General features: G+C 65.2%; 23 protein-coding genes. 18 read left to right on the top strand and 5 right to left on the bottom strand.

The features are described 5' to 3' along the window. Positions 1-9: 9 nt before the first annotated feature. Together ACK4R0_RS00785 and ACK4R0_RS00780 are read right to left on the bottom strand one after the other, a co-directional pair. The gene (locus ACK4R0_RS00785; protein ID WP_409668781.1) at positions 10-915 is read right to left on the bottom strand and encodes a polyprenyl synthetase family protein; all 906 of its coding nucleotides are present in this window, start codon (positions 913-915) and stop codon (positions 10-12) included. A 63-nt stretch (positions 916-978) separates the two neighbouring features. Continuing rightward, on the bottom strand, positions 979-1,227 hold the full coding sequence (locus ACK4R0_RS00780) for an exodeoxyribonuclease VII small subunit (protein ID WP_409668778.1): 249 nt from the start codon (positions 1,225-1,227) through the stop codon (positions 979-981). A gap of 71 nt (positions 1,228-1,298) precedes the next feature. Here ACK4R0_RS00780 and ACK4R0_RS00775 point away from each other — a divergent pair, with 71 nt between their 5' ends. The 9 genes from ACK4R0_RS00775 to eda all read left to right on the top strand — a co-directional run bounded on the left by ACK4R0_RS00775 (position 1,299) and on the right by eda (position 11,161). Beyond that, positions 1,299-1,580, top strand: a complete 282-nt coding sequence (locus tag ACK4R0_RS00775) for a type II toxin-antitoxin system Phd/YefM family antitoxin (protein WP_409668775.1) — start codon at positions 1,299-1,301, stop codon at positions 1,578-1,580. Next, complete coding sequence (locus ACK4R0_RS00770) at positions 1,577-2,002, top strand: type II toxin-antitoxin system VapC family toxin (protein ID WP_409668772.1); 426 nt, start codon at positions 1,577-1,579, stop codon at positions 2,000-2,002. Before ACK4R0_RS00775 ends, ACK4R0_RS00770 begins: the two co-directional genes overlap by 4 nt. A 46-nt stretch (positions 2,003-2,048) precedes the next feature. Then, the gene (gene purL, locus ACK4R0_RS00765; RefSeq protein ID WP_409668769.1) at positions 2,049-4,274 is read left to right on the top strand and encodes a phosphoribosylformylglycinamidine synthase subunit PurL; all 2,226 of its coding nucleotides are present in this window, start codon (positions 2,049-2,051) and stop codon (positions 4,272-4,274) included. 142 nt (positions 4,275-4,416) lie between these two features. Further along, complete coding sequence (locus ACK4R0_RS00760) at positions 4,417-5,259, top strand: S1/P1 nuclease (protein ID WP_409668766.1); 843 nt, start codon at positions 4,417-4,419, stop codon at positions 5,257-5,259. 148 nt (positions 5,260-5,407) lie between these two features. Next, positions 5,408-6,856: a glucose-6-phosphate dehydrogenase gene (zwf, locus tag ACK4R0_RS00755; protein ID WP_409668763.1), complete on the top strand. Its 1,449-nt coding sequence runs from the start codon at positions 5,408-5,410 to the stop codon at positions 6,854-6,856. Further along, positions 6,849-7,553 carry a 6-phosphogluconolactonase gene (gene pgl, locus ACK4R0_RS00750; protein ID WP_409668760.1) on the top strand — a complete coding sequence of 235 codons (705 nt, stop codon included), beginning with the start codon at positions 6,849-6,851 and terminating at the stop codon, positions 7,551-7,553. Before zwf ends, pgl begins: the two co-directional genes overlap by 8 nt. A gap of 34 nt (positions 7,554-7,587) precedes the next feature. Further along, complete coding sequence (gene edd / locus ACK4R0_RS00745) at positions 7,588-9,414, top strand: phosphogluconate dehydratase (protein WP_409668757.1); 1,827 nt, start codon at positions 7,588-7,590, stop codon at positions 9,412-9,414. Between the two features lie 161 nt (positions 9,415-9,575). Next, positions 9,576-10,544: a glucokinase gene (gene glk, locus ACK4R0_RS00740; RefSeq protein WP_409668754.1), complete on the top strand. Its 969-nt coding sequence runs from the start codon at positions 9,576-9,578 to the stop codon at positions 10,542-10,544. Next, positions 10,541-11,161 (top strand): bifunctional 4-hydroxy-2-oxoglutarate aldolase/2-dehydro-3-deoxy-phosphogluconate aldolase, encoded by a 621-nt coding sequence (gene eda / locus ACK4R0_RS00735; RefSeq protein WP_409668751.1) that lies wholly within the window; start codon positions 10,541-10,543, stop codon positions 11,159-11,161. Before glk ends, eda begins: the two co-directional genes overlap by 4 nt. On the opposite strand, the gene ACK4R0_RS00730 is transcribed toward eda, so the two are convergent. Both ACK4R0_RS00730 and ACK4R0_RS00725 read right to left on the bottom strand, forming a co-directional pair. Beyond that, the gene (locus ACK4R0_RS00730) at positions 11,158-12,384 is read right to left on the bottom strand and encodes a pyridoxal-dependent decarboxylase, exosortase A system-associated (RefSeq protein ID WP_409668748.1); all 1,227 of its coding nucleotides are present in this window, start codon (positions 12,382-12,384) and stop codon (positions 11,158-11,160) included. The genes eda and ACK4R0_RS00730 overlap by 4 nt on opposite strands. Next, entirely contained in the window at positions 12,381-13,919 is a 1,539-nt protein-coding gene (locus ACK4R0_RS00725; RefSeq protein WP_409668746.1) for an acyl-CoA ligase (AMP-forming), exosortase A system-associated, read from the bottom strand. The genes ACK4R0_RS00730 and ACK4R0_RS00725 overlap by 4 nt, the downstream gene beginning before the upstream one ends. Positions 13,920-14,114: 195 nt before the next feature. Here ACK4R0_RS00725 and ACK4R0_RS00720 point away from each other — a divergent pair, with 195 nt between their 5' ends. From ACK4R0_RS00720 to ACK4R0_RS00700, 5 genes are all read left to right on the top strand, one after another. Further along, entirely contained in the window at positions 14,115-15,068 is a 954-nt protein-coding gene (locus tag ACK4R0_RS00720; RefSeq protein ID WP_409668744.1) for a GNAT family N-acetyltransferase, read from the top strand. A gap of 63 nt (positions 15,069-15,131) precedes the next feature. Further along, entirely contained in the window at positions 15,132-15,419 is a 288-nt protein-coding gene (locus ACK4R0_RS00715; protein ID WP_409670842.1) for an acyl carrier protein, read from the top strand. Positions 15,420-15,426: 7 nt separating this feature from the next. Continuing rightward, entirely contained in the window at positions 15,427-16,122 is a 696-nt protein-coding gene (locus ACK4R0_RS00710; RefSeq protein WP_409668742.1) for a hypothetical protein, read from the top strand. Further along, a complete protein-coding gene (locus ACK4R0_RS00705) occupies positions 16,119-16,931 on the top strand; it encodes a hydrolase 1, exosortase A system-associated (protein WP_409668739.1) in 813 nt (270 codons plus the stop codon). Before ACK4R0_RS00710 ends, ACK4R0_RS00705 begins: the two co-directional genes overlap by 4 nt. A 190-nt stretch (positions 16,932-17,121) precedes the next feature. Beyond that, the gene (locus tag ACK4R0_RS00700; protein ID WP_409668736.1) at positions 17,122-18,081 is read left to right on the top strand and encodes a tetratricopeptide repeat protein; all 960 of its coding nucleotides are present in this window, start codon (positions 17,122-17,124) and stop codon (positions 18,079-18,081) included. A 158-nt stretch (positions 18,082-18,239) separates the two neighbouring features. Here the strand turns inward: ACK4R0_RS00700 and trxB are convergent, their stop codons facing one another. Then, the gene (gene trxB, locus ACK4R0_RS00695) at positions 18,240-19,205 is read right to left on the bottom strand and encodes a thioredoxin-disulfide reductase (protein WP_409668733.1); all 966 of its coding nucleotides are present in this window, start codon (positions 19,203-19,205) and stop codon (positions 18,240-18,242) included. Between the two features lie 126 nt (positions 19,206-19,331). On the opposite strand from trxB, the gene ACK4R0_RS00690 reads away from it, so the two are divergent. The 4 genes from ACK4R0_RS00690 to rpiB all read left to right on the top strand — a co-directional run bounded on the left by ACK4R0_RS00690 (position 19,332) and on the right by rpiB (position 23,272). Next, positions 19,332-20,435, top strand: a complete 1,104-nt coding sequence (locus ACK4R0_RS00690) for a type III polyketide synthase (RefSeq protein WP_409668731.1) — start codon at positions 19,332-19,334, stop codon at positions 20,433-20,435. Then, entirely contained in the window at positions 20,432-20,989 is a 558-nt protein-coding gene (locus ACK4R0_RS00685; RefSeq protein ID WP_409668728.1) for an isoprenylcysteine carboxyl methyltransferase family protein, read from the top strand. Before ACK4R0_RS00690 ends, ACK4R0_RS00685 begins: the two co-directional genes overlap by 4 nt. Positions 20,990-21,044: 55 nt before the next feature. Further along, positions 21,045-22,502 (top strand): S41 family peptidase, encoded by a 1,458-nt coding sequence (locus ACK4R0_RS00680; RefSeq protein WP_409668726.1) that lies wholly within the window; start codon positions 21,045-21,047, stop codon positions 22,500-22,502. Between the two features lie 323 nt (positions 22,503-22,825). After that, complete coding sequence (rpiB, locus tag ACK4R0_RS00675) at positions 22,826-23,272, top strand: ribose 5-phosphate isomerase B (protein WP_409668723.1); 447 nt, start codon at positions 22,826-22,828, stop codon at positions 23,270-23,272. Positions 23,273-23,302 lie beyond the last annotated feature (30 nt).

The following is a 23,302-nucleotide window of genomic DNA, read 5'->3' as shown; positions in this document are numbered from 1 at the left end:
CGCTTGCGGTCAGTTGTCGCGTTCGACGATGTAGCGGGCCAGCGCGCGCAACAGATCGGCTTCGCGGCCATGGCTGGCGAGATGGCCGATCGCCTGATCGACCAGAAAGAACGCCTGCTCGCGCGCGCGCTCAAGCCCGAGCAGCGACAGGAAGGTCTCCTTGCCCGCCGCCGCATCCTTGTGCAGCGCCTTGCCTGCCAGCGCCTCGTCGCCGACCTCGTCCATGATGTCGTCGGCAATCTGGAATGCCAGGCCGATGTCGCGGGCATATGCGCGCAAGGCCGTGCGCCCTTCGACGGGCACGTTGGCGAGGATAGCGCCCATCTCGACCGAAGCTGCGATCAGCGCGCCGGTCTTGAGCCGTTGCAGCTTGGTGACGGTCGGCAGGTCGAACTTGGTCTTTTCGGCCTCTAGGTCCATCATCTGGCCGCCCGCCATGCCGTTAGGGCCGCTTGCCTCGGCCAGCGTCACGATCAGATCGGCACGGATGAAAGGATCGGGGTGCGACTGGGAGCCTGCCAGAATCTCGAACGCCAGCGCATGCAGCGAATCGCCCGCCAGCACCGCTACCGCATCGTTGAACGCCTTGTGCACCGTCGGCTTGCCGCGCCGCATGTCATCGTTATCCATGCATGGCAGGTCATCATGGATCAACGAATAGACATGGATCGCCTCGACCGCGCAGGCGACCCGCACCGCCAGCGACCGATCGACGTTGAACATCGCCGCAGTCGCGGTCAGCAGCAATGGACGCACCCGCTTGCCGCCACCGATCGCGGCATGACGCATCGCGTGATACAGGACCGCGCGCGGATCGTCGGGCACCGTCAGCAGCGCATCGAAACACGCATCGACGTCATCGGAAATCTGGCGGAAGGCATCGGCAAGCGCAATATCGCCAATCGCGGTCGTCATCGTCGTCAATCCCCCGCCCCGGTCGTGTTCACGGCCTGGCCCCGTATCATCAGTTGCACATTATCAGCCAGCATCGAACGGAACGGTCCCAGCCGCCTGTCCGTCTGCCCCGACGCGGATCTTTTCGATCCGCGCCTGCGCCACGTCGAGCCTTTTCTGGCAATGGCTGCGCAGCTGGTCGCCGCGTTCGTAAAGGCTGATCGATGCATCAAGCGGGACGTCCCCCGATTCGAGCTGGCGGACGATCACCTCCAGCTCCTTGAGGGCATCCTCGAACGACAAATCGGCGGAAATGGCTGCAGTTTCACTCATCCGCACAGCTTTGACCGCTGGCCCGCGCGCGGTCAAGGCGGTTGCTGCTTGTCGGCCGCTCTGGTAATTTGATGGCCCTGCAAGCCAAGGAGTTTCCGATGGACGGCTTCAACCTCACCGATGCCGAAAAGAGCCTGAGCGAACTGATCGACCGCGCCGAAGCCGGCGAGACGATCGATATCCTGCGCGACGGCAGACTGGTTGCCAAGCTGGTTCCGGTAAAGCCCGCGGTGGATAAGCTCAATCGCCGTGTGGATATCGAGGCGCTTCGGCGACATCTGGATAGCCAGTCAGGGCCGGTGGTCGAATCCGGCGCCATCGTCAGGACGCTTCGAGACGAGGCGCGCTATTGAGCTTTTATCTCGATACGTCCTTCGTCGTGTCTGCCTTGTCCAAGGAGACACGCAGTCTTGATGCACTGGAATGGCTAAACCGTCATCAAACGGCTGAACTCTGCACAAGCGGCTGGATCATCACTGAATTTGCCAGTGCAATTGCACTCAAAATTCGAACTGGCCAGTTTGACCAAGCCGATCTCGATGTTCTGCGCGCGCAATGGGACAGTTACAGGTCCACGAACCTGAGGTGCGTCATTATCGAGGATGCCGATTACGATGTCGCTTCAAGCTTGATTTACCTGTCGAGCGCTGGGCTGAGATCTGGCGACGCGCTTCATCTCGCGATCTGCCAGCGGATCGGAGCAACGATTATCACATTCGATAGCGGCCTTAAACGCGCCGCCGATCAATTCGCCATCCCTGCCACAATCCCCTGATTTGCCCCCTTCCCCGATCGCGCTCAGCCGCGTAAAGCGCGGGGCCATGAGCGACACCCAGACAGCACCCGTGGCACCCATCACCCCGCAGATCGTTGCCGAGCACGGCCTCAAGCCCGACGAATACGAGCGCATCCTCGCCGCTTTGGGGCGCGAGCCCAATCTGGTCGAGCTCGGCATCTTCTCGGTGATGTGGTCCGAGCATTGCAGCTACAAAAGCTCGCGCGTGCATCTGAAGACCCTGCCCACCACCGGGCCCCAGGTGATTTGCGGCCCCGGCGAGAATGCAGGCGTGGTCGATATCGGCCCCGGCGCAGACGGCAAGCCGCTGGCTGCCATCTTCAAGATGGAGAGCCATAACCACCCCAGCTATATCGAGCCCTATCAGGGCGCGGCGACCGGCGTGGGCGGCATTTTGCGCGATGTCTTTACGATGGGCGCGCGTCCCGTCGCTTTGATGAACGCGCTGCGCTTCGGGCGGCCCGACCACCCCAAGATGAAGCATCTGGTGCAGGGCGTGGTCGCCGGCATCGGCGGATACGGCAACTGCGTCGGCGTGCCTACCGTGGGCGGCGAAACCAATTTCGATCCGGCCTATGATGGCAACATTCTGGTCAACGCGATGGCCGTCGGCATCGCCGAGCAGGACAAGATTTTCTATTCCGCCGCCTCGGGCGCGGGCAATTCGATTGTCTATGTCGGCTCGAAGACCGGCCGCGACGGCATTCACGGCGCGACCATGGCTTCGGCGGAGTTCGGCGAGGACAGCGAGGAAAAACGCCCCACCGTTCAGGTCGGCGATCCGTTCACCGAAAAGCTGCTGATCGAGGCATGCCTCGAGCTGATGAACTCGGACGCGATCGTCGCTATCCAGGACATGGGCGCAGCGGGCCTCACCTCGTCGAGCGTCGAGATGGCGAGCAAGGGCGGCGTCGGCATCGAGCTCGATCTCGACAACGTTCCCCAGCGCGAAACCAACATGACCGCCTACGAGATGATGCTGTCGGAGAGCCAGGAGCGCATGCTGATGGTGCTCAAGCCGGGCCGCGAGGATTTTGCCGAAAGCATCTTCCGCAAATGGGAGCTCGATTTCGCGGTGATCGGCCATGTCACCGAAACCGGCCATATGGTGCTCAAGCACAAGGGCGAGACGGTGTGCGACATCCCGCTGGGTCCGCTTGCCGACGACGCACCCGCCTATAACCGGCCTTATGTCACGACCCCGCCGCCTGCGCCGCTGAACGCCGTGCCGGACAGCAGCGATCTGGCAGCAGACCTGACCGCGCTGATGGCCTCGCCCGCGCTCGCCAGCCGCAGCTGGATCTGGCAGCAATACGACCATATGGTGATGGCCGACACGGTGCAGATCCCCGGCGGCGATGCCGGTGTCGTGCGCATTCATGGCACCAACCGCGGCCTTGCGATCACCACCGATTGCACCCCGCGCTATTGCTTTGCCGACCCGTTCGAGGGCGGCAAGCAGGCGATCGCCGAATGCTATCGCAACCTGATCAGCGTCGGCGCGCGGCCCTTGGCGACCACCGACTGCATGAACTTCGGCAACCCCGAGCGGCCCGAGATCATGGGCCAGTTCGTCGGCTGCATCGAGGGCATGGGCAAGGCCTGCAAGGCGCTCGACATGCCGATCGTCAGCGGCAATGTCAGCCTGTACAACGAAACCACCGGCCCCGACGGCATCGCCCGCGCCATCCTGCCGACGCCCGCGATCGGCGCGATCGGCCTGATCGAAGATCTGGCGACGATGACGACGCTGGCGTTCAAGGCGGCAGGCGAAGCGATCATCCTGATCGGAGGCACCGATACGCCCGAACTCGGCCAGTCGCTATGGCTCGACGTGCTGCACGGCCGCCGCGAAGGCGCGCCGCCGCAGGTCGACCTGACGGCAGAGCTGGCCGCAGGTGGTGTGATCGCCGGGCTGATTACCGGTGGCACAGTGAGCGCGGTGCACGATTGCGCCGACGGCGGACTGGCGATCGCGGTTGCCGAAATGGCGCTGGCTTCCGGTATCGGCGCTGCGCTCGAAGCCGAAGGCAGCGCAGGCTTCTGGTTCGGCGAAGGCCAGGGCCGCTATGTCGTGACGACTGCGAATTCGGACGCGGTGTCGGCTGCGGCGAAGGCGGCGGGTGTCGGCGCTGTGGCGATCGGTCAGACCGGCGGCGATGCTATTGCGTTTGGTACCAGCAGCGCGGTCAACATCGATGATCTGCGCGAGAAGAACCTCGCATTTTTCAGGGATTGGATGGAAGGCTGAGGCCGCGCATACGTCCCTCGACTTCGCTCGGGAACGCGGGGAAGTTGTCACTGGACGCCTAACGTAACTGGCACCCCCTCCCGCCTGTCCCGAGCGAAGTCGAGGGACGTGCGCACCCACCCCGCCCAACAGAGTACCACCCATGCTCACCCGCCTGCTGCTAGTCATCCTGCTCGCCCTACCCGCACCCGCGCTGGCCTGGGGCGAATATGGCCACCAGACCATCGCCAAGATCGCCGATGCGAACATCTCGCCCAAGGCAAAGGCCCGGATGAACGCGCTGTTCCGCGCCGAAAAGCTGCTCGCCACCCCGGATTGCCCGCTCGGTGACATCGCTGACGCCAGCGTATGGGCGGACTGCATCCGCCGCGACGATCTGCGTTGGGGCTATACTGGGCCGTGGCACTACATCAACATGGACATCTGCAAGCCGTTCGACATCAAGGGCAATTGCCCCAACGGCAACTGCGTCGGCGCGCAGGTGACCCGCAACGAAAAGCTGCTCGCCGACAAAAGCCTGCCCGCGCATGTTCGGCTCGAGGCGCTCGCCTGGCTGGTGCACGCGATGGGCGACATGCATCAGCCGATGCATGGCGGCGATCGCGGTGATCTGGGCGGTAACCGGGTTAGCGCGGCCTATGGCATCGTCGAGGGCCGGATGAACCTGCACCGGTTGTGGGACACGCCGGTCGCCGAGCGCGCGATCACGCAAGGTGCGCCGATGGTTCGGCGCTACACGCCCTCCGAGCGCAGCCCCTATCTCACCGGGACGGTCGAAGACTGGGCGCTCGAAAGCTGGAGCATCGCGCGCGACATCGCCTATCCCACCGCCCAGCACGGACCGGCCTGCGGCCCAGCCTTGCAGTCCGGAGAGCGCGCGCGGCATGACGATGCGGATATCGAAGCGTTGATCCCGGTGGTGCGCCAACAGGTGCTGCGCGCCGGTCTGCGGCTGGCCGATGCGCTCGAGCGGGCGCTGGGCTGAGCGGCTGCTTGTGCAGCCTTGATGCGGAGGCCACTGCGCTGAGCAAAGGCAGCGAGATACTTGCGCGACAGCGGTGGACAGGCAGGCGAGCCGACCGTAACACGGGCCCTGCAAGGCAACCGCCGACACTTACGGACAGGGGAATTTGATGGCAAATGGGCAATCCCGGACCTTGCTGCTCTTCGGCGCGACGGGTGATCTGTCCAAGCGGATGCTGTTGCCCTCGCTCTTCGTGCTCCACGCCGACGGGCTGATTGCCGAAGATCTCAGGATCATGGGCACCGCGCGCAGCGAGATGGATGACGCGGCATTCCGGGAGATGGTGGGCGAAGCGCTGGCCGAATTCCTGCCCGAACCACGCAAGGACGATGCACTGATCGCCAGCTTCCTGGAGCGGATCAGCTACCAGCCGCTCGATGCCTCGACGATCGAAGGCTTTGCCACGCTGGCCGAGCGGCTGGGGGACATTTCGGGCGGCATGTCGATCTTCCTGTCGACCGCGCCAGTCCTGTTCAAGCCGACGATCCAGGGGCTGAAATCGGCTGGGCTGGCCGGCGAGATGGTCCGCATCGGTCTCGAAAAGCCGCTGGGCAACGATCTGGCATCGTCGCAGGCGATCAACGATGCGGTGGCGCAAGCTTTCCCCGAAAGCCGCACCTTCCGCATCGATCATTATCTGGGCAAGGAAACCGTGCAGAACCTGATGGCGCTGCGCTTTGCCAATATGATGTTCGAGCCCTTGTGGAACGCCAACGGCATCGAGCATGTCCAGATCACGATTTCCGAAACCGTGGGGCTTGAGGGCCGCCATGGCTTTTATGACAGCACCGGCGCGCTGCGCGACATGGTGCAGAACCACATGCTGCAACTGCTCGCGCTGATCGCGATGGAGCCACCGGCCGAATTCGACGCGACCTCGATCCGCGACGAGAAGGTCAAGGTGCTGCGCTCGCTGCGCCCGGTCGCGCCCAACGAGACGGTGCGCGGGCAATATGGCGAAGGTGCTGTCGGTGGCAAATCGGTCCATTCCTATGCCGACGATCTGGGCAAGCCATCGGACAGCGAAACCTTCGTCGCGATCAAGGCGCATGTCGACAATTGGCGCTGGCAGGGCGTGCCGTTCTATCTGCGGACTGGCAAAAGGCTGTCCGAACGGCGCAGCGAGATCGTCATCCAGTTCAAGCCGGTGCCGCACAACATCTTCGCCCAGCGCGGCGGCAAGCTTTCCGCCAACCGGCTGGTGATCCGGCTGCAGCCCGAAGAATATGTCCGTCTGCTGGTGATGGCCAAGGAGCCCGGCCTCGACCGCGGCGGCCTGACCTTGCGCGAGGTGCCATTGGACCTGTCGCTGACCATGGCGTTTTCCAAGACGCAACGCCGCATCGCCTATGAGCGTCTGTTGCTCGACCTGATCGATGGCGAGCCGACGCTGTTCGTGCGCCGCGACGAGGTGGAAGCACAATGGCGCTGGGTCGATGCGATCCGCAAGACCTGGGCCGACAACGCAATAGAACCCAAATCATATGGTTCGGGAAGCTGGGGGCCGAGTGCGGCCATCGCGCTGACCGAACGCGACGGAGTAAGCTGGAATGACTGAGATTGAATGGTGGGAATATGACGACGCGGCCGAAATGGCAGGCGCGCTGGCGGGCGACATCGGCTTCATCATCGAAAGCGCCATCGATGCGCGCGGCAGTGCGGTGATCGCACTGGCGGGTGGCAGCACACCGCTGGCCGCCTATGCCAAGCTTGCCGAGGCGAAGATCAACTGGAAGAAGGTCACCATCATCCCCACCGATGACCGCATCGTGCCGATGGGCGATGCGCTGTCCAACGTGACGATGCTCGCCAAGACCTTCCTCCCCAAGGGCGCGCGCGTGATCCCGATCATCAGCGAGGCGGCCAGCGACTACAAGGCATGCGGCAACGCCGCCAATGCCAGGCTCGAAGACTTCCATTGGCCGCTCGATCTGTGCCTGCTGGGCATGGGCAGCGATGGTCACACCGCATCGATCTTCCCCGGACCCGACCTCGAAGATGCGCTCACCGCGCCTGCCGATCGCCGCGCGCTGGGCGTAATGCCCGATCCGATGCCGCAGGACGCACCGGTTGCACGGGTCACCCTGTCGCTGCCCGCGATCGCCTCTGCCCGTGCGTTGATCATCGCCATCACCGGCAACGACAAGAAGACGGTGCTGGAAACCGCGATCGACCAGGCAGACACATCGGCATACCCGATCGGCAAGGTGCTCAGCGCCGTCGAACTGCCGGTCGATATCCACTGGGCGCCCTGACCCCCGTCACAAAGCAATTGGAAGCGATAGCCCCATGACGACCCTGCACCCCGAACTCGAACGCATCAGCCAGCGGATCATCGATCGGTCGCGGCCCAAACGTCAGGCCTATCTCGATTTCATCGCGCGCGAACGCGACAAGGGCGTGCACCGGCCGACCTTGTCGTGCGGCAACCTGGCGCACGGCTTTGCGGCGGCAGGAGAGGACAAGCCCGCGATCCGATCGGGCAGCACGATGAACATCGGCATCGTCACGGCGTATAACGACATGCTTTCGGCGCATCAGCCCTATGGCCGCTACCCCGAGCAGATCAAGATCTTCGCCCGCGAGGTCGGCGCGACGGCGCAGGTCGCAGGCGGGGTACCCGCGATGTGCGATGGCGTGACCCAGGGCCAACTGGGCATGGAGCTCTCGCTGTTCAGCCGCGACAACATTGCCATGGGCAGCGCGATCGCGATGAGCCACGGCATGTTCGAAGGCGCATTGCTGCTGGGCATCTGCGACAAGATCGTCCCCGGGCTGTTCATCGCAGCGGCGCGGTTCGGGCATATCCCGACGATCCTGGTGCCCGCAGGGCCGATGCCCTCGGGCCTTGCCAACAAGGAGAAACAGCGCGTCCGCCAACTCTATGCCGAAGGCAAGGTTGGCCGCGAGGAATTGCTTGAGGCCGAGGCGGCGAGCTATCACGGCGCGGGCACCTGCACCTTCTACGGCACCGCAAATTCCAACCAGATGATGATGGAGATGATGGGGCTGCACATCCCGTCCGCAGCCTTCATCAATCCCGGCACCAAATTGCGCCAGGAGTTGACCCGCGCCGCGACCCACCGGGTGGCCCAGATCGGCTGGAACGGCGACGATTATCGCCCGTTCGGCCATTGCGTCGACGAAAAGGCGATCGTCAACGCGTGCATCGGGCTGCTCGCCACCGGCGGATCGACCAACCACGCGATCCACCTGCCCGCGATGGCACGCGCGGCGGGCATCCATATCGACTGGCAGGACCTTAGCGAGCTTTCCGCGATCATCCCCTTGCTCTCGCGGGTCTACCCCAACGGATCGGGCGATGTGAACCATTTCCATGCGGCGGGCGGCATCGGCTTCATCATCCGCGAGCTCGCCGCCAACGGCCTGCTGCACACCGACATCATGACCGTCTCGGGCCAGTCGCTGCTCGATTATGCAGTGGAACCGGTCCTCGACGGCGATGGCGCGCTGGCATTTGCGCCCGCGCCCGAGGTTTCGCGCGACGACAGCATGCTACGCCCGGTCGCAACCGCCTTCCAGGCCGATGGCGGGATGCGGCTGGTCGAGGGCAATCTGGGACGCGGCATCGTCAAGACCAGCGCGGTCGACCCCGCCCGCTGGACCATCGAGGCGCCCGCACGCGTGTTCGACGACCAGGATTCGGTGATCGCGGCGTTCAAGGCGGGCGAACTCGACCATGATGTCATCGTCGTCGTCCGCTTCCAGGGACCGCGTGCCAACGGAATGCCCGAGTTGCACAAGCTCACACCGTCGCTCGGCGTGCTGCAGGATCGCGGGTTCAAGGTGGCTTTGGTCACCGATGGCCGGATGTCGGGAGCATCGGGCAAGGTGCCTGCGGCGATCCATCTGTGGCCCGAAGCCTGCGATGGTGGCCCGCTGGCGCGAATCCAGGACGGCGATATCGTCCGGCTCGATGCGGTTGCAGGAACGATCAGCGTCGAGATGGACGGCGCCGACTGGGATGCCCGCCCTACCGCCACCCAGCCTGTGCAACCGATGGGCACGGGCCGCGAGCTGTTTGCGATCATGCGCGCGACCAGCGACAATGCCGAGGCGGGCGCGTCTGCGATGCTGGCGATGGCGGGGTTGTGATGGTGATATCGCGAGCGGTTGCGCGTCACGTCCCTCGACTTCGCTCGGGAACTCGGAGAGGGTTGCTGGTCGTTCGTTCCTCCCCCTCCCGCCTGTCCCGAGCGAAGTCGAGGGACGTTGCACCCGAGCCCTGTCGGATTACTCCTAAAAGGTAGCCTCCAATGCAGATCGTCACCGCCGACATCGGCGGCACCCATGCACGCTTTGCGCTCGCCACCATCGAGGGTCGCCGCGTCACCGATCTGGGCGAACCGGTGACGCTCAAGTCCGCCGAATACGCCAGCCTGCAGACCGCCTGGGAGGCATTCGGGGCACAGATCGGGCAACCACTGCCGCGCGCTGCGGCGATCGCTCTGGCGACGCCCATCCGCGGCGAGGTGCTCAAGATGACCAACAACCCGTGGGTCATCCGTCCGGCACTGATCTGCGAGAAGCTGAACGTCGATCGCTACACTTTGGTCAATGATTTCGGCGCGGTCGCGCATGCGGTCCATCATTGCGGCACCGCCAATTTCTCGCACTTGTGCGGGCCTGAGGGTGGTTTGCCGGACACCGGCGTGATCACCGTCCTGGGCCCCGGCACCGGGCTGGGCGTCGCCTATGTCGTGCGCAGCGGCGATGCCTATCGCGCGGTCGAAACCGAGGGCGGGCATATCGACTTTGCGCCGCTCGATACCACCGAGGATGCCATCCTCACCCGCCTGCGTCGCCAGCACCGCCGCGTGTCGGTGGAACGCGTGTGCTCGGGCCCCGGCCTCGCCGCGATCTACGAGACGCTGGCGAGCATCGAGGGCCGCGCGGTGAGGAGCATGGACGACAAGACATTGTGGCAGCTGGCACTGTCGGGCGAGGACAGTCTGGCAGCGGCCGCGTTCGACCGCTTTTGCCTGAGCCTTGGTGCTGCTGCAGGCGATTTTGCGCTGGCGCAGGGTGCGCGCGCGGTGGTAATCGCCGGCGGGCTTGGTCAACGCATCGCCGACCGCCTGCCGCAATCGGGTTTCGAGGAGCGTTTTCTCGCCAAAGGTCGCTTTCAGCGGTTGATGGAGACGATCCCGGTCAAGCTGATCGATCATCCCCAGCCCGGCCTTTTCGGAGCCGCCGCTGCCTTTGCCCAGGAGAACCCCGCATGACCGCAGACCGCACCATCGAGACCATCATGCGGACTGCGCCGGTCATCCCGGTGATCGTGATCAACGATGTCGCCGATGCCGTGCCGATGGCCCAGGCTTTGGTAGCAGGCGGGCTCAAGGTGCTCGAAGTCACGCTGCGCACCCCCGCCGCGCTCGAGGCGATCGCGCTGATGAAGCAGGTCGAGGGCGCGATCGTCGGCGCTGGCACCGTGATCGATCCCAAAACGCTCGATGCCGCACTGAAAGCCGGGTCGGAGTTCATCGTCTCGCCGGGCCTGACCGAGAACCTCGGCAAGGCGGCGATCGCAAGCGGTATCCCGTTCCTGCCCGGCACCGCCAATGCGGGCGACATCATGCTGGGGCTCGACATGGGGCTGACCCACTTCAAGTTCTTCCCGGCGATGGCGGCAGGCGGCATTCCGGCACTGAAGGCGCTGAGCGCACCGTTCGGCCAGTGCAAGTTCTGCCCTACCGGCGGCGTGACGCTGGAGAGCGCTGGCAACTGGCTCGCGCTCGACCCTGTGCTGTGCGTCGGCGGCAGCTGGATGATCCCGGCGGGACCGCTCGATGCGGCGGCCATCCAGCGCAACGCCTCGGCCGCCAAGTCGCTCGCCTAGATCAGGATCTCCGGGGCCTTGCCATGGCCCAGGAAATCCGCCGGGCTGGCCGTCGCGCCATAGGCCCCGGCACAGAACACCGCGACCAGATCGCCCACCTGCGCCGCCGGCAGCAGCGCCTTGTCCGCCAGCCGGTCGAGCGGGGTGCACAGGCAGCCGACGACATTAGCCTCTTCTGACGCGTCCGCATCGAAGCGGCTGGCAATCGCGACCGGATAATTCCGGCGGACGACCGTGCCGAAGTTGCCGCTGGCCGCGAGCTGATGGTGCAGCCCGCCATCGGTGATCAGATACAGCTCATTATGGCTGGTCTTCCTGTCGACGATCCGGGTCAGATACACGCCTGCTTCGCCCACCAGCCAGCGGCCCAGCTCCATCGCGAAATGGGTGTCAGCCAGCACCGGCGGCAGGCTGGCGAAGCGTTCGCCCAGCGCCGCGCCGACGCTGGCGATATCGACCGGCACATCGCCGGGGAAATACGGAATCCCCATCCCACCGCCAAGGTTGAGATGTTCGGGCGCCTGCCCCACCGCATCGGCGAGCGAAGCTGCCAGATCGAGCGTCTTGCCCTGCGTCTCGATGATCGCGTCGGCACCCAGCGCCTGCGATCCGGCGAAAATATGGAAACCCCGCCAGTGCGCGCCAGCGGCGATGATATGCCGCACCAGATCGGGGACCCGTTCGGCGTCGATCCCGAATTGCTTGGCGCCGCCGCCCATCCGCATGCCCGACCCGCGCAGGTCGAAATCGGGGTTCACCCGCACCGCCAGCCGCGGCTGCACGCCGATCCGTTCGCCGATCGCCAGCGCACGATCCGCCTCGCCCTCGGATTCCAGGTTGAGCGTGACGCCTGCCACAATCGCGGCCTCCAGGTCGCGATCGCGTTTGCCGGGTCCGGCAAAGCTGATCTTGCCTGCGTCCATGCCCGCTGCCGTCGCGAGCGTGAGTTCGCCCGCCGACGCGATATCGATGCCATCGACCAGCGACGCCATCAGCGCCAGCACCGGCGCGAACGGGTTGGCCTTCATCGCGTAATGGATCGAAAGCCGCGCGGGCATCGCTGCGCGCAACGAGGCCACGCGATTACGCAGCATTTCCGACGAATAGACGAAGCACGGCGTATCGCCCGCGCGGTCGACCAGCTCGCTGGCGGTTATGCCCTGCACCGCAAGTTCGCCATGCACGCTCGAATAACCGGGAGGGATCGGACCCAAAGGCTTCATGCAAACCGCTCCTCGATCTCGGCGACGAGCAGCGCCCGGTCGATCTTGCCATTGGGGTTCTTGGGGAAGCTGTCGCGCAATTCCACCGTCTTGGGCAGCATGAATGCGGGCAGTTCCTTCTTGAGCGCGATCAGCAGATCATCGACCAGCTGATCCGGGCGTGGAACCGCTGCCGGGCGCGCCAGCAGCAGGATCGCCTGGCCCAGCTGCGGATCGGGAATGCCCAGCGCTACGGCTTCGGCGACAAGACCGGTCGATGTCGCCGCGTCCTCGATTTCTGCCGGACTGATGCGGTTGCCCGAGGACTTGATCATCGCATCGCGCCGCCCGACGAAATAGAGCAACCCTTGCGCATCGCGTCGCACCCGGTCGCCCGACCACACGGCCGTGCCGCCATAGGTCGAGAATGCAGGCGCGCGCTTGAACCGCTCGCGGGTGCGTGCCTCGTCCTGCCAGTACCCTTGCGCGACCAGCGGCCCCGCGTGCACCAGCTCGCCCTCCTCCCCCACGGCAGCGTCCTGGCCTGCATCGCCCACTACAAGGATCTCGGCAAACGGGATCGCCTTGCCGATCGAGGTCGGGTTGTCGTCGATCAGATCGGGGTCGAGATAGGTCGAGCGGAACGCCTCGGTCAGGCCATACATCGCGACGATGTCGCTCGACGGGAAGATGTCGCGCAGCCGCTTGACCAGCGCCGGGCTCAACGCACCGCCGCTGTTGGTCAGGCGGCGCATGCTGGCCACCGCTTCTTCGGGCCAGGGCTGCTCGATCAGCTGCGTCCACAACGGCGGCACCGCTGCCAGCGTGGTGATGCCATGCCTGGCGCAGGACTTGATCACGTCGCGCGCCATCAGATAATCGAGCGGCACCGCAGCACCGCCCGCAGCCCAGGTCGAAAGCAGCTGGTTCTGCCCGTAATCGAAGCTCAACGGCAGCACGCACAAGGTGCGGTCGGAGAATTTGAGCTTGAGGTAATGCGCCACGCTCAGCGCCCCCAGCCACATATTGGCGTGGCTGAGCATCACCCCCTTGGGCTTGCCGGTCGATCCCGAGGTATAGAGGATCGCGGCGAGATCCGACGGATCGCGGTGCGAGGGGTGTGCGCTCATCTCCCCCGCTTTCCAGCGCTCCATCGCCTCCTCGTCTTCAATCACCAGGCAGTCTTCGGGCACGTCGCCCGCCGTCAGCGAGTTCATCCGCGTGCGGTTGGTGATCAGCATCCGCGCGCCGCTGTCGGCCAGGATGTGCGCGACCTGCGCGCGCTTGAGCACCGGGTTGATCGGCACATGGACCACGCCCGCCCTTGCCGCTGCCAGCGGCATCAGGCAGGTGGTCTCGTTCTTGGGCAGCCAGGTCGCGATCCGGTCGCCATGCGCCAGCCGGAACGCGGTCAACCAATGCGCAAGCAATCCGATACGCAAATTTAGGATGTCGTAGCTAAGTGTCTCTTCGCGCAGCACAAGAGCATCGGCCCGGCCGACGCCGCGCAGCACGAGGTGGTCAAGCGGTAGCGGGGTTGGATCGAGAAAATTCACGAACGGCCTGGTTGTAAAGGATTTTGATCTATCATGGGGTTCATGACTTTGAATGATGAATATCATGATAACCCGAACCCCTGCCTAGCGCACCGGGTTTCTGACGGTTGTGACGGCAATCGCACTGGCCAGTGCGGGGGTCATGGCGTTGACCAGTGCTCTGACCATCGCGCTGGCCATCGCGTTGACCATCGCGTGGGACTGTTCGACCGCGCCTTGTGGTTCGATGGCCTGCACCGCCATTGCCTAGCATCGCAGGCGCCGCATATCGCCTATGCTGCCGAGGATGGCGAGGCGGTGAAGCTGTATCTGATCGGCAACGGCCGCGCCGGCATGCTGGCGATGGCCAACTGGTACAGCTTCATCTGGCGCCCGGTGTTCGGCGGCGATCCCGATGCGAACGCCAAGCGCATGCTGATCGACCGCGTCGCGCGCCAGCTGCCCAAGGAAACACACCGCATCATCGTCGCGCCCGTCCCCGACGAGGACGGCTCCGCCAGCCTGATCGCCGAGGCCTTTGCCCACGCAGGGTGGCTGGTGACCCGAACGCCCTGCGACGAGAATCACGTGCTGAATCTCGGCGGGCGCAGCTTCGACGAATACTGGGCCAGCCGCCCCGGCCAGCTGCGCTCCACCGTCAAGCGCAAGGGCAACAAGGGCGTGGTCGATCTGCGCATCGAGCCGACGTTCAACGCGGGCAGCTGGATCGATTACGAGACTATCTATGCGCGCAGCTGGAAGCCCGAAGAGGGCAACCCCGGCTTCCTGCGCTGGCTCGCCGCGCGCGAGGCCGAGGCCGGACGGTTGCGGATGGGGATCGCCAGTATCGACGGGCAAGCGGTCGCGGCGCAGTTCTGGACGGTCGAGAACGGCACCGCCTATATCCACAAGCTCGCGCATGACGAGCGCCACATCCAGGCCTCGCCCGGCACGCTGCTGACCCACGCCCTGTTCGCCCATGTCATCGATACCGATCATGTCGATCTGGTCGATTTCGGCACCGGCAGCGACGCCTACAAGCGCGACTGGATGGAAGACGTCCGCCCCCGCTATCGCCTTGAAATGCTGTGGCCCAAGGCGCCGCTCGCCTGGCCCTATATGGCACGCCGCCGCATGGCGGGACTTGCCGCGCGATTTGCGAAGGACTAAGGCCGCACACCAGCGGCAGGGGGAGCCGCAGGTTGCACGACCAGCGAGGGACATGTGAGCGACATCCAGACCAACGGCCAGACCAACGGTCAAAACGACGCCGTCGAACGCGTGGTCCGCAACGTTTTGCGCGACATATTGGGCCTGTCGGAAGAGCAGGTTTCGGGTTTCGACCGCGATACCGAGCTGTTCGGCGCGCTGCCCGAGCTCGATTCGATGGCGGTCGCGGGCCTGCTCACCGAGATGGAGGACCGGCTCGACATCCTGATCGAGGATGACGAGGTCGACGGCGAACTGTTCGAGAATTTCGGCAACCTCGTCGATTTCGCGCGGGCGAAGATCGCCCAATGATCCTAAAATGAACGCGAGCTATCGGTTCGACGGCAACGACGAACTGTGCCTGCGCTTCGGGCCTGAGAGCGGCTCCAGGCTGCTGATCCTTCCGCCGCTGTTCGACGAGGCCAACCGCGTGCGCCATCTGATGGTGGAGTGCGCGCAGGGGTTTGCTGAGCTTGGCATCGCCAGCTTGTTGCCCGATCTGCCCGGCTGCAACGAGAGTCTCACCCCACTGGACAATGCCAGCATCAGCCTGTGGCAGGCGGCGCTGGTCACCTGCGCCGAGCAACTTGGCCCGGTCAGTCATGTTGTGTCGCTGCGCGGTGGAGCCTTGCTCGACGACGCCTTGGGCGACCTTCCCCGTTGGCGGCTGGCCCCGGTCAAGGGCGGCCAACTGCTCCGCACCATGCTGCGCACCCGCATCGCCAGCGATCGCGAGGCGGGGGTCGCCAGCAGCAGCGAGGCGCTGCTGGACACCGCGCGCAGCCAGGGCATCGAACTGGCGGGCAACAGTCTGTCGCCCTGCATGATCCGCGAACTCGACGCCGCCTCGCCTTCCGAGGGCGGCGCGATCCGGCTGGTGCGCTTTGCCGATGATCCGCTCGCCGCCGACGGCCGCATCGCCGGCGCGCCATTGTGGCTGCGTGCCGAACCCGCGCATGATCCGGCGATGGCATCAGCGATGGCAGCGGACATCGCCGCATGGATGCGCGGATGAGACAGCATTTCTCTTTCCCTTGCGCGGGCGATACGTGTGCTGCGACGCTGGATGGTGCGGATGGCACCACCGGTCTGCTGATCGTCAGCGGCGGCAACGAAATCCGCTCGGGCGCGCATGCCGGCATGGCCGCGCTGGCAGCGGCGGTGGCGGCAGCTGGGCACCCGGTGGTGCGCTACGACCGGCGCGGCGTCGGTGACAGCAGCGGCGAAAACGCCGGCTTTGAATCCAGCGCCGACGACATAACCGCCGCCGTTCAGGCGATGCGGGCGCGGCTGCCATCGCTCACCCGGCTGGTGGCGTTCGGCAATTGCGACGCGGCGAGCGCACTTGCGCTTTACGGCCCCGCGGCAGGGATCGACGCGCTGATCCTCGCCAATATGTGGACCCTGGAGACCGAGGCCGACGAGGGTGACGCGGCCACCACGATGACCGCAGGCGCGATCCGCAGCCGCTATCTCGCCAAACTCAAAGACCCGCGCGAACTGTGGCGGCTGGCGAGCGGCGGGGTCGACCTCGGCAAGCTGATGCGCGGCCTCAGGCAGGCAACCGCGAAGACCGAGGCCACCGGACTGGCGGCGCGTCTGGGCCAGGCGCTCGCGGACATGCCGCTGCCGACGAGGTTGCTGGTCGCCGAGCACGACCGCACCGCGATGTGGTTCCTCGAACACTGGGACAGCGAGACTTTCACTGCCGCGCGGGCCAATACCCACATCACGATGGCCCGCCTCGACAGCGGCTCGCACAGCTTCGCGAGCGCTGGCGACAAAACGTGGCTGAGGGAGCGGATCTTGGAGGCGCTCGATTAGCAACCGTTCTCCGGCGAAAGCCGGAGCCCAGGGGTCAGGTTGCACTATAGCTGCCCTGGATTCCGGCGTTCGCCGGAAAACGGCTGGACAAGTAAGGCCAAACGCTGCCTGCCGGGCCTATATCCCAAACATTGAAGGCGACTTCTCTTGATCTATGGTGGCGCAAAGGGTGGCCAACAGGGGGTTCCAAATGCTGATTCGCAGTGTTGCGTTTGCAAGTTTTGTTGGCAGCTTTGGAGTGGCACTCGCAACACCAGCGGCACTCGCTTTTTCCGGGGATACGATAACTGCGGTCGCAAATGAGCCTGCCGCTGTAGGTGACGATGTCGGCGCTGCTGCGCGCCGCTGGTTGAAGGGTGAGGCCGGCGGAAGGGCAGACCTTGAAACACTGGCTGCAGATGGCCGCTCTGACGCACAGGAAATGTTGGGGGAGCTGCTCGGACCGTTCGGGCCCGCAGAGCTTCGCGATGACGTTGCAGCTTGCGGATGGTTCGCCAAAGCATCGACATCGCGATCTGACGCTCTGCATAACTTGGCTGTCTGCGCCGAAAACGGTGTGATCGGTTCACCCGATTTCGCCCGTGCCGCTGCACTCTATCTGCAGGCTGCTCAACAAGGATACCCCAAGTCGATGTGCGCCGCGCGTAACCTCTATCTTGACGGTCGGGGAGTGCCGAAAGACGAAGCTATGGGGGTGGCGCTCTGCAGACAAGGCGCGGAACTGGGAAATCCGGACGCACAAACCGACTTGGGAAATCTCTATCTGAAAGGTTCCGGCGTTGCGCGCGACATCGTGCAGGCCCGCCATTGGTACGAGCGTGCTGCCGAACAGGGCCAAGCCAATGCTCAATTCGTGCTCGGCCAGATTTACTGGAAAGGCGATGGCATTGCGCAAAGCCAGGTGAGAGCGACCGAACTGTGGAAAGCGGCGTACCGGGGTGGCCGTGTCGATGCCGCGCCACTCTTGGCAAAATCGCTGTTTGCCAGCTGGATGGCTTCCCACGCAAAAGGCGATGTGGCCGGTCTGGACGAAGCCATTCAATATCAGGAAGCCGCAGTTCGCCTGGCGTCCGGTGGCGAAAAGTCTGAGGAGCAGGAGCTTCTGCAGCTCATGCAAGAGGCTCGTGCTGTGGCGAAGAAAGAAGACTAAGGCGTGCATGGCAGTTGCAACCGGCGACGTTCCGCCGATTTATCGCCATCCACCCACTATCGTCACCCCCGCGAAGGCGGGGGTCCCGCTTCTACTCGACGGTCGCGCAAAAGCGGGATTCCCGCGTTCGCGGGAATGACGGCCGTGGGTGGCTCGGATCATTCAGCCGCAATCGCCTCGAAGTCCGCTTCGGCCAGGAACCGCTCGACATCCAGCGCCGCCATGCAGCCGGTGCCGGCCGCAGTCACCGCCTGACGGTAGACCTTGTCCATCACGTCGCCGCAGGCGAACACGCCGGGGACGGATGTGAACGGCGTGCCCGGGGTCACCTCGATATAGCCGTCACGGTCGAGCGGCAGGTGGCCCTTGAACAGCTCGGTCGCAGGCGCGTGGCCGATGGCGACGAAGCCGCCGTCGACCGCGAGGTGCGAGGCCTCGCCGGTCACCGTGTCCTTGAGGTCGATGCCGACGAGGCCATGCGGCTGGCCGCCGCCGACAAAGCGTTCGACGCCCTTGTTCCACAGCACGCTGATCTTGGGGTTGGCGAACAGCCGCTCCTGCAGGATCTTCTCCGCGCGCAGTGAATCGCGGCGGTGGATCAGGGTCACGTTGTCCGAATGGTTGGTGAGGTAGAGCGCCTCTTCGACCGCGGTGTTGCCGCCGCCGATCACCGCGACGGTCTTGCCGCGATAGAAGAAGCCGTCGCAGGTCGCGCACGCCGAGACGCCCTTGCCGCCCAGTTCCTGCTCGCCCGGAACGCCCAGCCATTTGGCCTGCGCGCCGGTGGCGATGACCAGGGTTTCGGCCTCGTACACCGTGCCGCCATCGCCGGTCAGCCGGAACGGGCGGCGCGACAGATCGACCGAGACGATGGTGTCGTAGATCATCGTGGTGCCGACATGCTCGGCCTGCGCCTGCATCTCCTGCATCAGCCAGGGGCCCTGGACGACATCGCGGAAGCCGGGATAATTCTCGACATCGGTGGTTATCGTCAGCTGACCGCCGGGCTGCAGCCCCTGCACGACGATGGGCTTGAGGCCTGCGCGCGCGCCATAGATCGCGGCGGAGAGCCCGGCGGGGCCCGAGCCCAGGATCAGCATGCGGGTCTGGACGGTGTTGGTCATGGCACGGACTTTCTGATGAAATGCGAACTGGGCATGTGGCCTGCTGGCGCACCCGCTGCAAGGGGCGCGGGTCCGGCGGCGGCACAACATTAAGTTGGCGCGAGCCTAAAGCAATTTGCAGCGGCGATGCCAAGCATGATTCCAGCGCGGCGGATCAATTCGCTTGCCAAGCCCGCAGGCCGTAGCCACCTGTGCCCGATGCTCCCCCGCATCCAGTCCATTGCCACCGCAGTGCCGCCCTTCGCCATCACCCAGCATGAGGTGCGCGATTTCGTCGCCAGCGCGCTTCCCAAGGGCCTGCCGCCGCGCATTGCGGCGATCTATGACAGCACCGGCGTGAACAGCCGCGCGATCGTCCAGCCGCCCGAGAATTATCTGGGCCCGGCCGATTTTCCTGAGCGCAACGCGTTGTATCTTGCCGCCGGGCAGCAGTTGCTCGAGGATGTAGCGACTACAGCACTCGCCAAAGCCGGCCTCGCCCCAGATCAGATCGACGCCATTGTCTGCGTGTCCTCCACCGGCATCGCCACGCCTTCGCTTCCCAGCCAGATGCTTGCACCCATGGGGTTCCTCGCCGATGTCACCTGCCTGCCGTTGTTCGGCTATGGCTGCGCGGGCGGGGTGCTCGGGCTGCAGGTGGCGGGCGATCTGGTGCGTGCCGACCCTGCGCGGCGGGTGTTGCTGCTGACGCTGGAACTGTGCTCGCTCGCGTTCCGCTTCGGCGACCTGACCAAAAAGGCGATCATCGCCTCCACCCTGTTTGCCGACGGGGCGAGCGCGATCGTGCTGTCCGGCGATGGCGACGGCCCCGCACTCGGCCGCTTTGCGCAGCACACCTGGCCGGGCAGCCGCGCGATGATGGGCTGGGATGTCGACGCCCTGGGGCTGGGGCTGATCCTCTCGCGCGACCTGCCCGCTTTTGTGGCGAGCGAGTTCGCGCCGGTTGTCGACGGCTTTCTTCAGAGCGCGGGCCTCACCAAGGCGGCGCTCACCGAACCGGCATGCCATCCCGGCGGGCGCAAGGTGATCGATGCGCTCGAGGCCTATTTTGACGACCTGCCCGATGGCCTCGAAGCGACCCGCGCGGTCCTCGCCGATCATGGCAACATGTCCTCGCCCACGGTGCATTTCGTGCTCGAGCGCATCCTGGCGAAAGGCGGGAGCGGGCCATTGCTCCTGACAGCTCTGGGCCCCGGCTTTACCGGCGCGATGGGCGTGCTGCACCGATGATGGGCATCGCGCAGCTTGCGCCATTTGTCTGGCACCCCGGCTGGCCTGCGGCGTGGGTGGTGCTGGCGGTGCTCACCGCGCAGCGCCTGCTCGAATTGGTCTATGCCCAGCGTAACACCAAGGCGCTGCTGGCGCGCGGCGCGAGAGAGCATGGGCGGTCGCATTACCCGGTGATGGTCGGCATCCATGCGAGCTTTCTGGCCGCCTTGTGGCTGAGCACCTCGCCGCAAGCGCCGATGCTGTGGCCGCTGCTGATCGTCTTTGCGCTGTTGCAGATGGCGCGGCTGTGGGTGCTGGCGACGCTGGGACCGTACTGGACCACCCGGATCATCAGCTCGCCCGATTTCCCGCGGATCAGCGGCGGGCCGTACCGCTTTGTCCGGCACCCCAATTACTGGGTGGTGACGCTGGAAATCCTGACCATTCCGCTGATCTTCGGGCATGTGATGATCGCTGCCGCCTGGACGCTGCTCAATTTCGGCATCCTGTTCATCCGCATCCGCGCCGAGAATATCGCGCTGGCCAAGCGGGATGGCCAAAAACCTGTCGCCTGAAACCGGGGATGCGCATAGGATCGCGGCAACTCCGGACCGCCTGGGCAGAAAATTCATGCGTCATTTCATCGGCCTGCTGGCCAGTTCCTCGCTGCTGCTGACCGCGTGCGGAGGCGGCGGGGGCGGTTCGTCCTCGCCCAGCCCGGCACCGACCGCAACCGCCCCTGCGCCGACCCCCGCACCCACCGGCACCTGCTCGCTGGCCAACCGCCAGGCCTTTGCGCGCGACGTGCTCGACGAATGGTATCTGTTCCCCGAGCTGCTGGCGACCAGCGCCAATCCGGCCAGCTTCACCACGGTGCAGGGCTATATCGATGCGCTCACCGCCACGGCGCGGGCGCAGGGCAAGGACCGCTTCTTCACCTTCATCACCTCGATCGCCGAGGAAAACGCCTTCAACACCAGCGGATCGACCGCAGGAATCGGGGTTCGTCTCGCGATCGACGGGCCGGGACGCAGGGTGCTGATCAGCGAGGCGTTCGAGGGCGCACCGGGCCTGGCTGCCGGGATCGACCGCGGCGACGAAATTCTCGCGATCGGCACGAGCGCCGGCAATCTGCGCAGCGTGAGCGACATCATCGCGGCGGAGGGCTCTGCCGGGATCAGCAACGCGCTCGGCCCCAGTAGCGCAGGCACCACCCGGCTGCTGCACGTCTCGCGCAATGGAGTATCGCGCGAGGTCAGCGTGACCAAGGCCGATTTCGACCTGCCCGCAGTTTCCAGCCGATACGGTGCGCGGATCATCCAGGATGGTGGCCGCCAGATCGGCTATCTCAACCTGCGCACCTTCATCTCGGCGGCGGATACGCCCTTGCGCGATGCCTTCCGCAGCTTCCGCGCGGCGGGGATCACCGAGTTCATCATCGATTTTCGCTACAATGGCGGCGGGCTGGTTTCCACCGCCGAGCTGCTGGGCGACCTGCTCGGCGGCAACCGGCGCACCAGCGAGCTGTATGCGTCGGTGCGCTACCGCCCGTCGAAATCCGCGCGCGACGAAAACACGTTCTTCAATCCCCGCGCCGAGTCGGTCAGCCCGGTCAGGATCGCATTCATCGGCACCGGCGAGACGGCATCGGCCAGCGAATTCGTGATCAACGGCCTTGCGCCCTATTACGACCGCAACCTGGCGCTGATTGGAACCAACACCTTCGGCAAGCCGGTGGGGCAGATCGCGATCGATCGCAGCGCGTGCGACGACCGCGTCCGTGTCGTCGCCTTCCGCACGGTGAACGCGCGCGGGCAAGGCGATTATTTCAACGGCCTCGCCAGCACGCTAGACGTCACCTGCCAGGCGGCGGACGATCTGACCCGCCCGCTGGGCGATCCGCAGGAAGCCTCGATCCGCGGCGCGCTCGATTTCCTCGCCGGGCGCAGCTGCACCGCGGTGGCACAGAGCGGTTCCTCGGGCGCGCTCACCGGACAATCGCAAGGCGGCATGATCACCGCCGACCGCGAGCTGCTGGTGCCCGACGCACCGACGCCCGCGCAGCGCGAGGTGCCTGGGCTGTTTTGACTTTTAAGCCCTCCCCCTTGATGGGGGAGGGTTGGGTGGGGGTGATCTCTCCGGACTGTGCAGTGGTGCTGACCTGCGCCCTCAGCGTCCAGCCGCGCCATCACCCTCACCGCTGCGACTAGGGCAGCAAGCTGCCAAGTCTCGCTGCCTCTCCCATCAAGGGAGAGGCGGGTATATTCGCGCCGATGCTCTGCCCGCCACCCCCGTCATAAAACTGCCACCCGACCACAATCACTGGTGGCATCGTGCCGCACGCTCGCCTAGATAGCGCGCGACGCGGGAATCGACCCGCTTGTGCCAACATCGATGGATCGCACCGCCCGATGACCACTTCTTCGTACACGATCGCCCTTGCCTCCGATCATGCCGCCATCGGCCTGAAGGCAGAACTCGCCGCATGGCTCACCGAGCAGGGCCACACCGTCACCGATCTGGGGCCTGACACGACCGACAGCGTCGATTATCCCGATTACGGCTTCAAGCTCGCCGATCACGTCGCTGCGGGCGATGCGCAATTCGGTGTTGCCTTGTGCGGATCGGGAATCGGCGTCTCGATCGCGGTCAACCGCAATCCGGGCTGCCGCTGTGCCTTGGTGTCCGATCATTTGTCCGCCAGCCTGTCGCGCCAGCACAACAACGCCAATGTCATCGCGATGGGCGCGCGGCTGATCGGGATCGACACCGCCAAGGATTGCCTCGCGACGTTCCTTGCCACCCCGTTCGAGGGTGGCCGCCACGAACGCCGCGTCGCCAAGCTGACCCCGGCCTGATACACCCTCAATTCAAGTCCCTGATGGAGC

Source organism: Blastomonas sp., assembly GCF_046294995.1.
Taxonomy (GTDB): Bacteria; Pseudomonadota; Alphaproteobacteria; order Sphingomonadales; family Sphingomonadaceae; genus Blastomonas.
Note: the sequence above shows the minus strand (reverse complement) of the source record. Positions and strands in the feature narration are given on the sequence as shown.

Excerpts from the sequence above, each read along its gene's own strand:
- ACK4R0_RS00785 (WP_409668781.1), bottom strand. The coding sequence starts at position 915 with ATGACGACCGCGATTGGCGATATTGCGCTTGCCGATGCCTTCCGCCAG.
- ACK4R0_RS00780 (WP_409668778.1), bottom strand. The coding sequence starts at position 1,227 with ATGAGTGAAACTGCAGCCATTTCCGCCGATTTGTCGTTCGAGGATGCC.
- ACK4R0_RS00775 (WP_409668775.1), top strand. The coding sequence starts at position 1,299 with ATGGCCCTGCAAGCCAAGGAGTTTCCGATGGACGGCTTCAACCTCACC.
- purL (WP_409668769.1), top strand. The coding sequence starts at position 2,049 with ATGAGCGACACCCAGACAGCACCCGTGGCACCCATCACCCCGCAGATC.
- ACK4R0_RS00760 (WP_409668766.1), top strand. The coding sequence starts at position 4,417 with ATGCTCACCCGCCTGCTGCTAGTCATCCTGCTCGCCCTACCCGCACCC.
- zwf (WP_409668763.1), top strand. The coding sequence starts at position 5,408 with ATGGCAAATGGGCAATCCCGGACCTTGCTGCTCTTCGGCGCGACGGGT.
- pgl (WP_409668760.1), top strand. The coding sequence starts at position 6,849 with ATGACTGAGATTGAATGGTGGGAATATGACGACGCGGCCGAAATGGCA.
- edd (WP_409668757.1), top strand. The coding sequence starts at position 7,588 with ATGACGACCCTGCACCCCGAACTCGAACGCATCAGCCAGCGGATCATC.
- glk (WP_409668754.1), top strand. The coding sequence starts at position 9,576 with ATGCAGATCGTCACCGCCGACATCGGCGGCACCCATGCACGCTTTGCG.
- eda (WP_409668751.1), top strand. The coding sequence starts at position 10,541 with ATGACCGCAGACCGCACCATCGAGACCATCATGCGGACTGCGCCGGTC.
- ACK4R0_RS00730 (WP_409668748.1), bottom strand. The coding sequence starts at position 12,384 with ATGAAGCCTTTGGGTCCGATCCCTCCCGGTTATTCGAGCGTGCATGGC.
- ACK4R0_RS00710 (WP_409668742.1), top strand. The coding sequence starts at position 15,427 with ATGAACGCGAGCTATCGGTTCGACGGCAACGACGAACTGTGCCTGCGC.
- ACK4R0_RS00705 (WP_409668739.1), top strand. The coding sequence starts at position 16,119 with ATGAGACAGCATTTCTCTTTCCCTTGCGCGGGCGATACGTGTGCTGCG.
- ACK4R0_RS00700 (WP_409668736.1), top strand. The coding sequence starts at position 17,122 with ATGCTGATTCGCAGTGTTGCGTTTGCAAGTTTTGTTGGCAGCTTTGGA.
- trxB (WP_409668733.1), bottom strand. The coding sequence starts at position 19,205 with ATGACCAACACCGTCCAGACCCGCATGCTGATCCTGGGCTCGGGCCCC.
- ACK4R0_RS00690 (WP_409668731.1), top strand. The coding sequence starts at position 19,332 with ATGCCAAGCATGATTCCAGCGCGGCGGATCAATTCGCTTGCCAAGCCC.
- ACK4R0_RS00685 (WP_409668728.1), top strand. The coding sequence starts at position 20,432 with ATGATGGGCATCGCGCAGCTTGCGCCATTTGTCTGGCACCCCGGCTGG.
- ACK4R0_RS00680 (WP_409668726.1), top strand. The coding sequence starts at position 21,045 with ATGCGTCATTTCATCGGCCTGCTGGCCAGTTCCTCGCTGCTGCTGACC.
- rpiB (WP_409668723.1), top strand. The coding sequence starts at position 22,826 with ATGACCACTTCTTCGTACACGATCGCCCTTGCCTCCGATCATGCCGCC.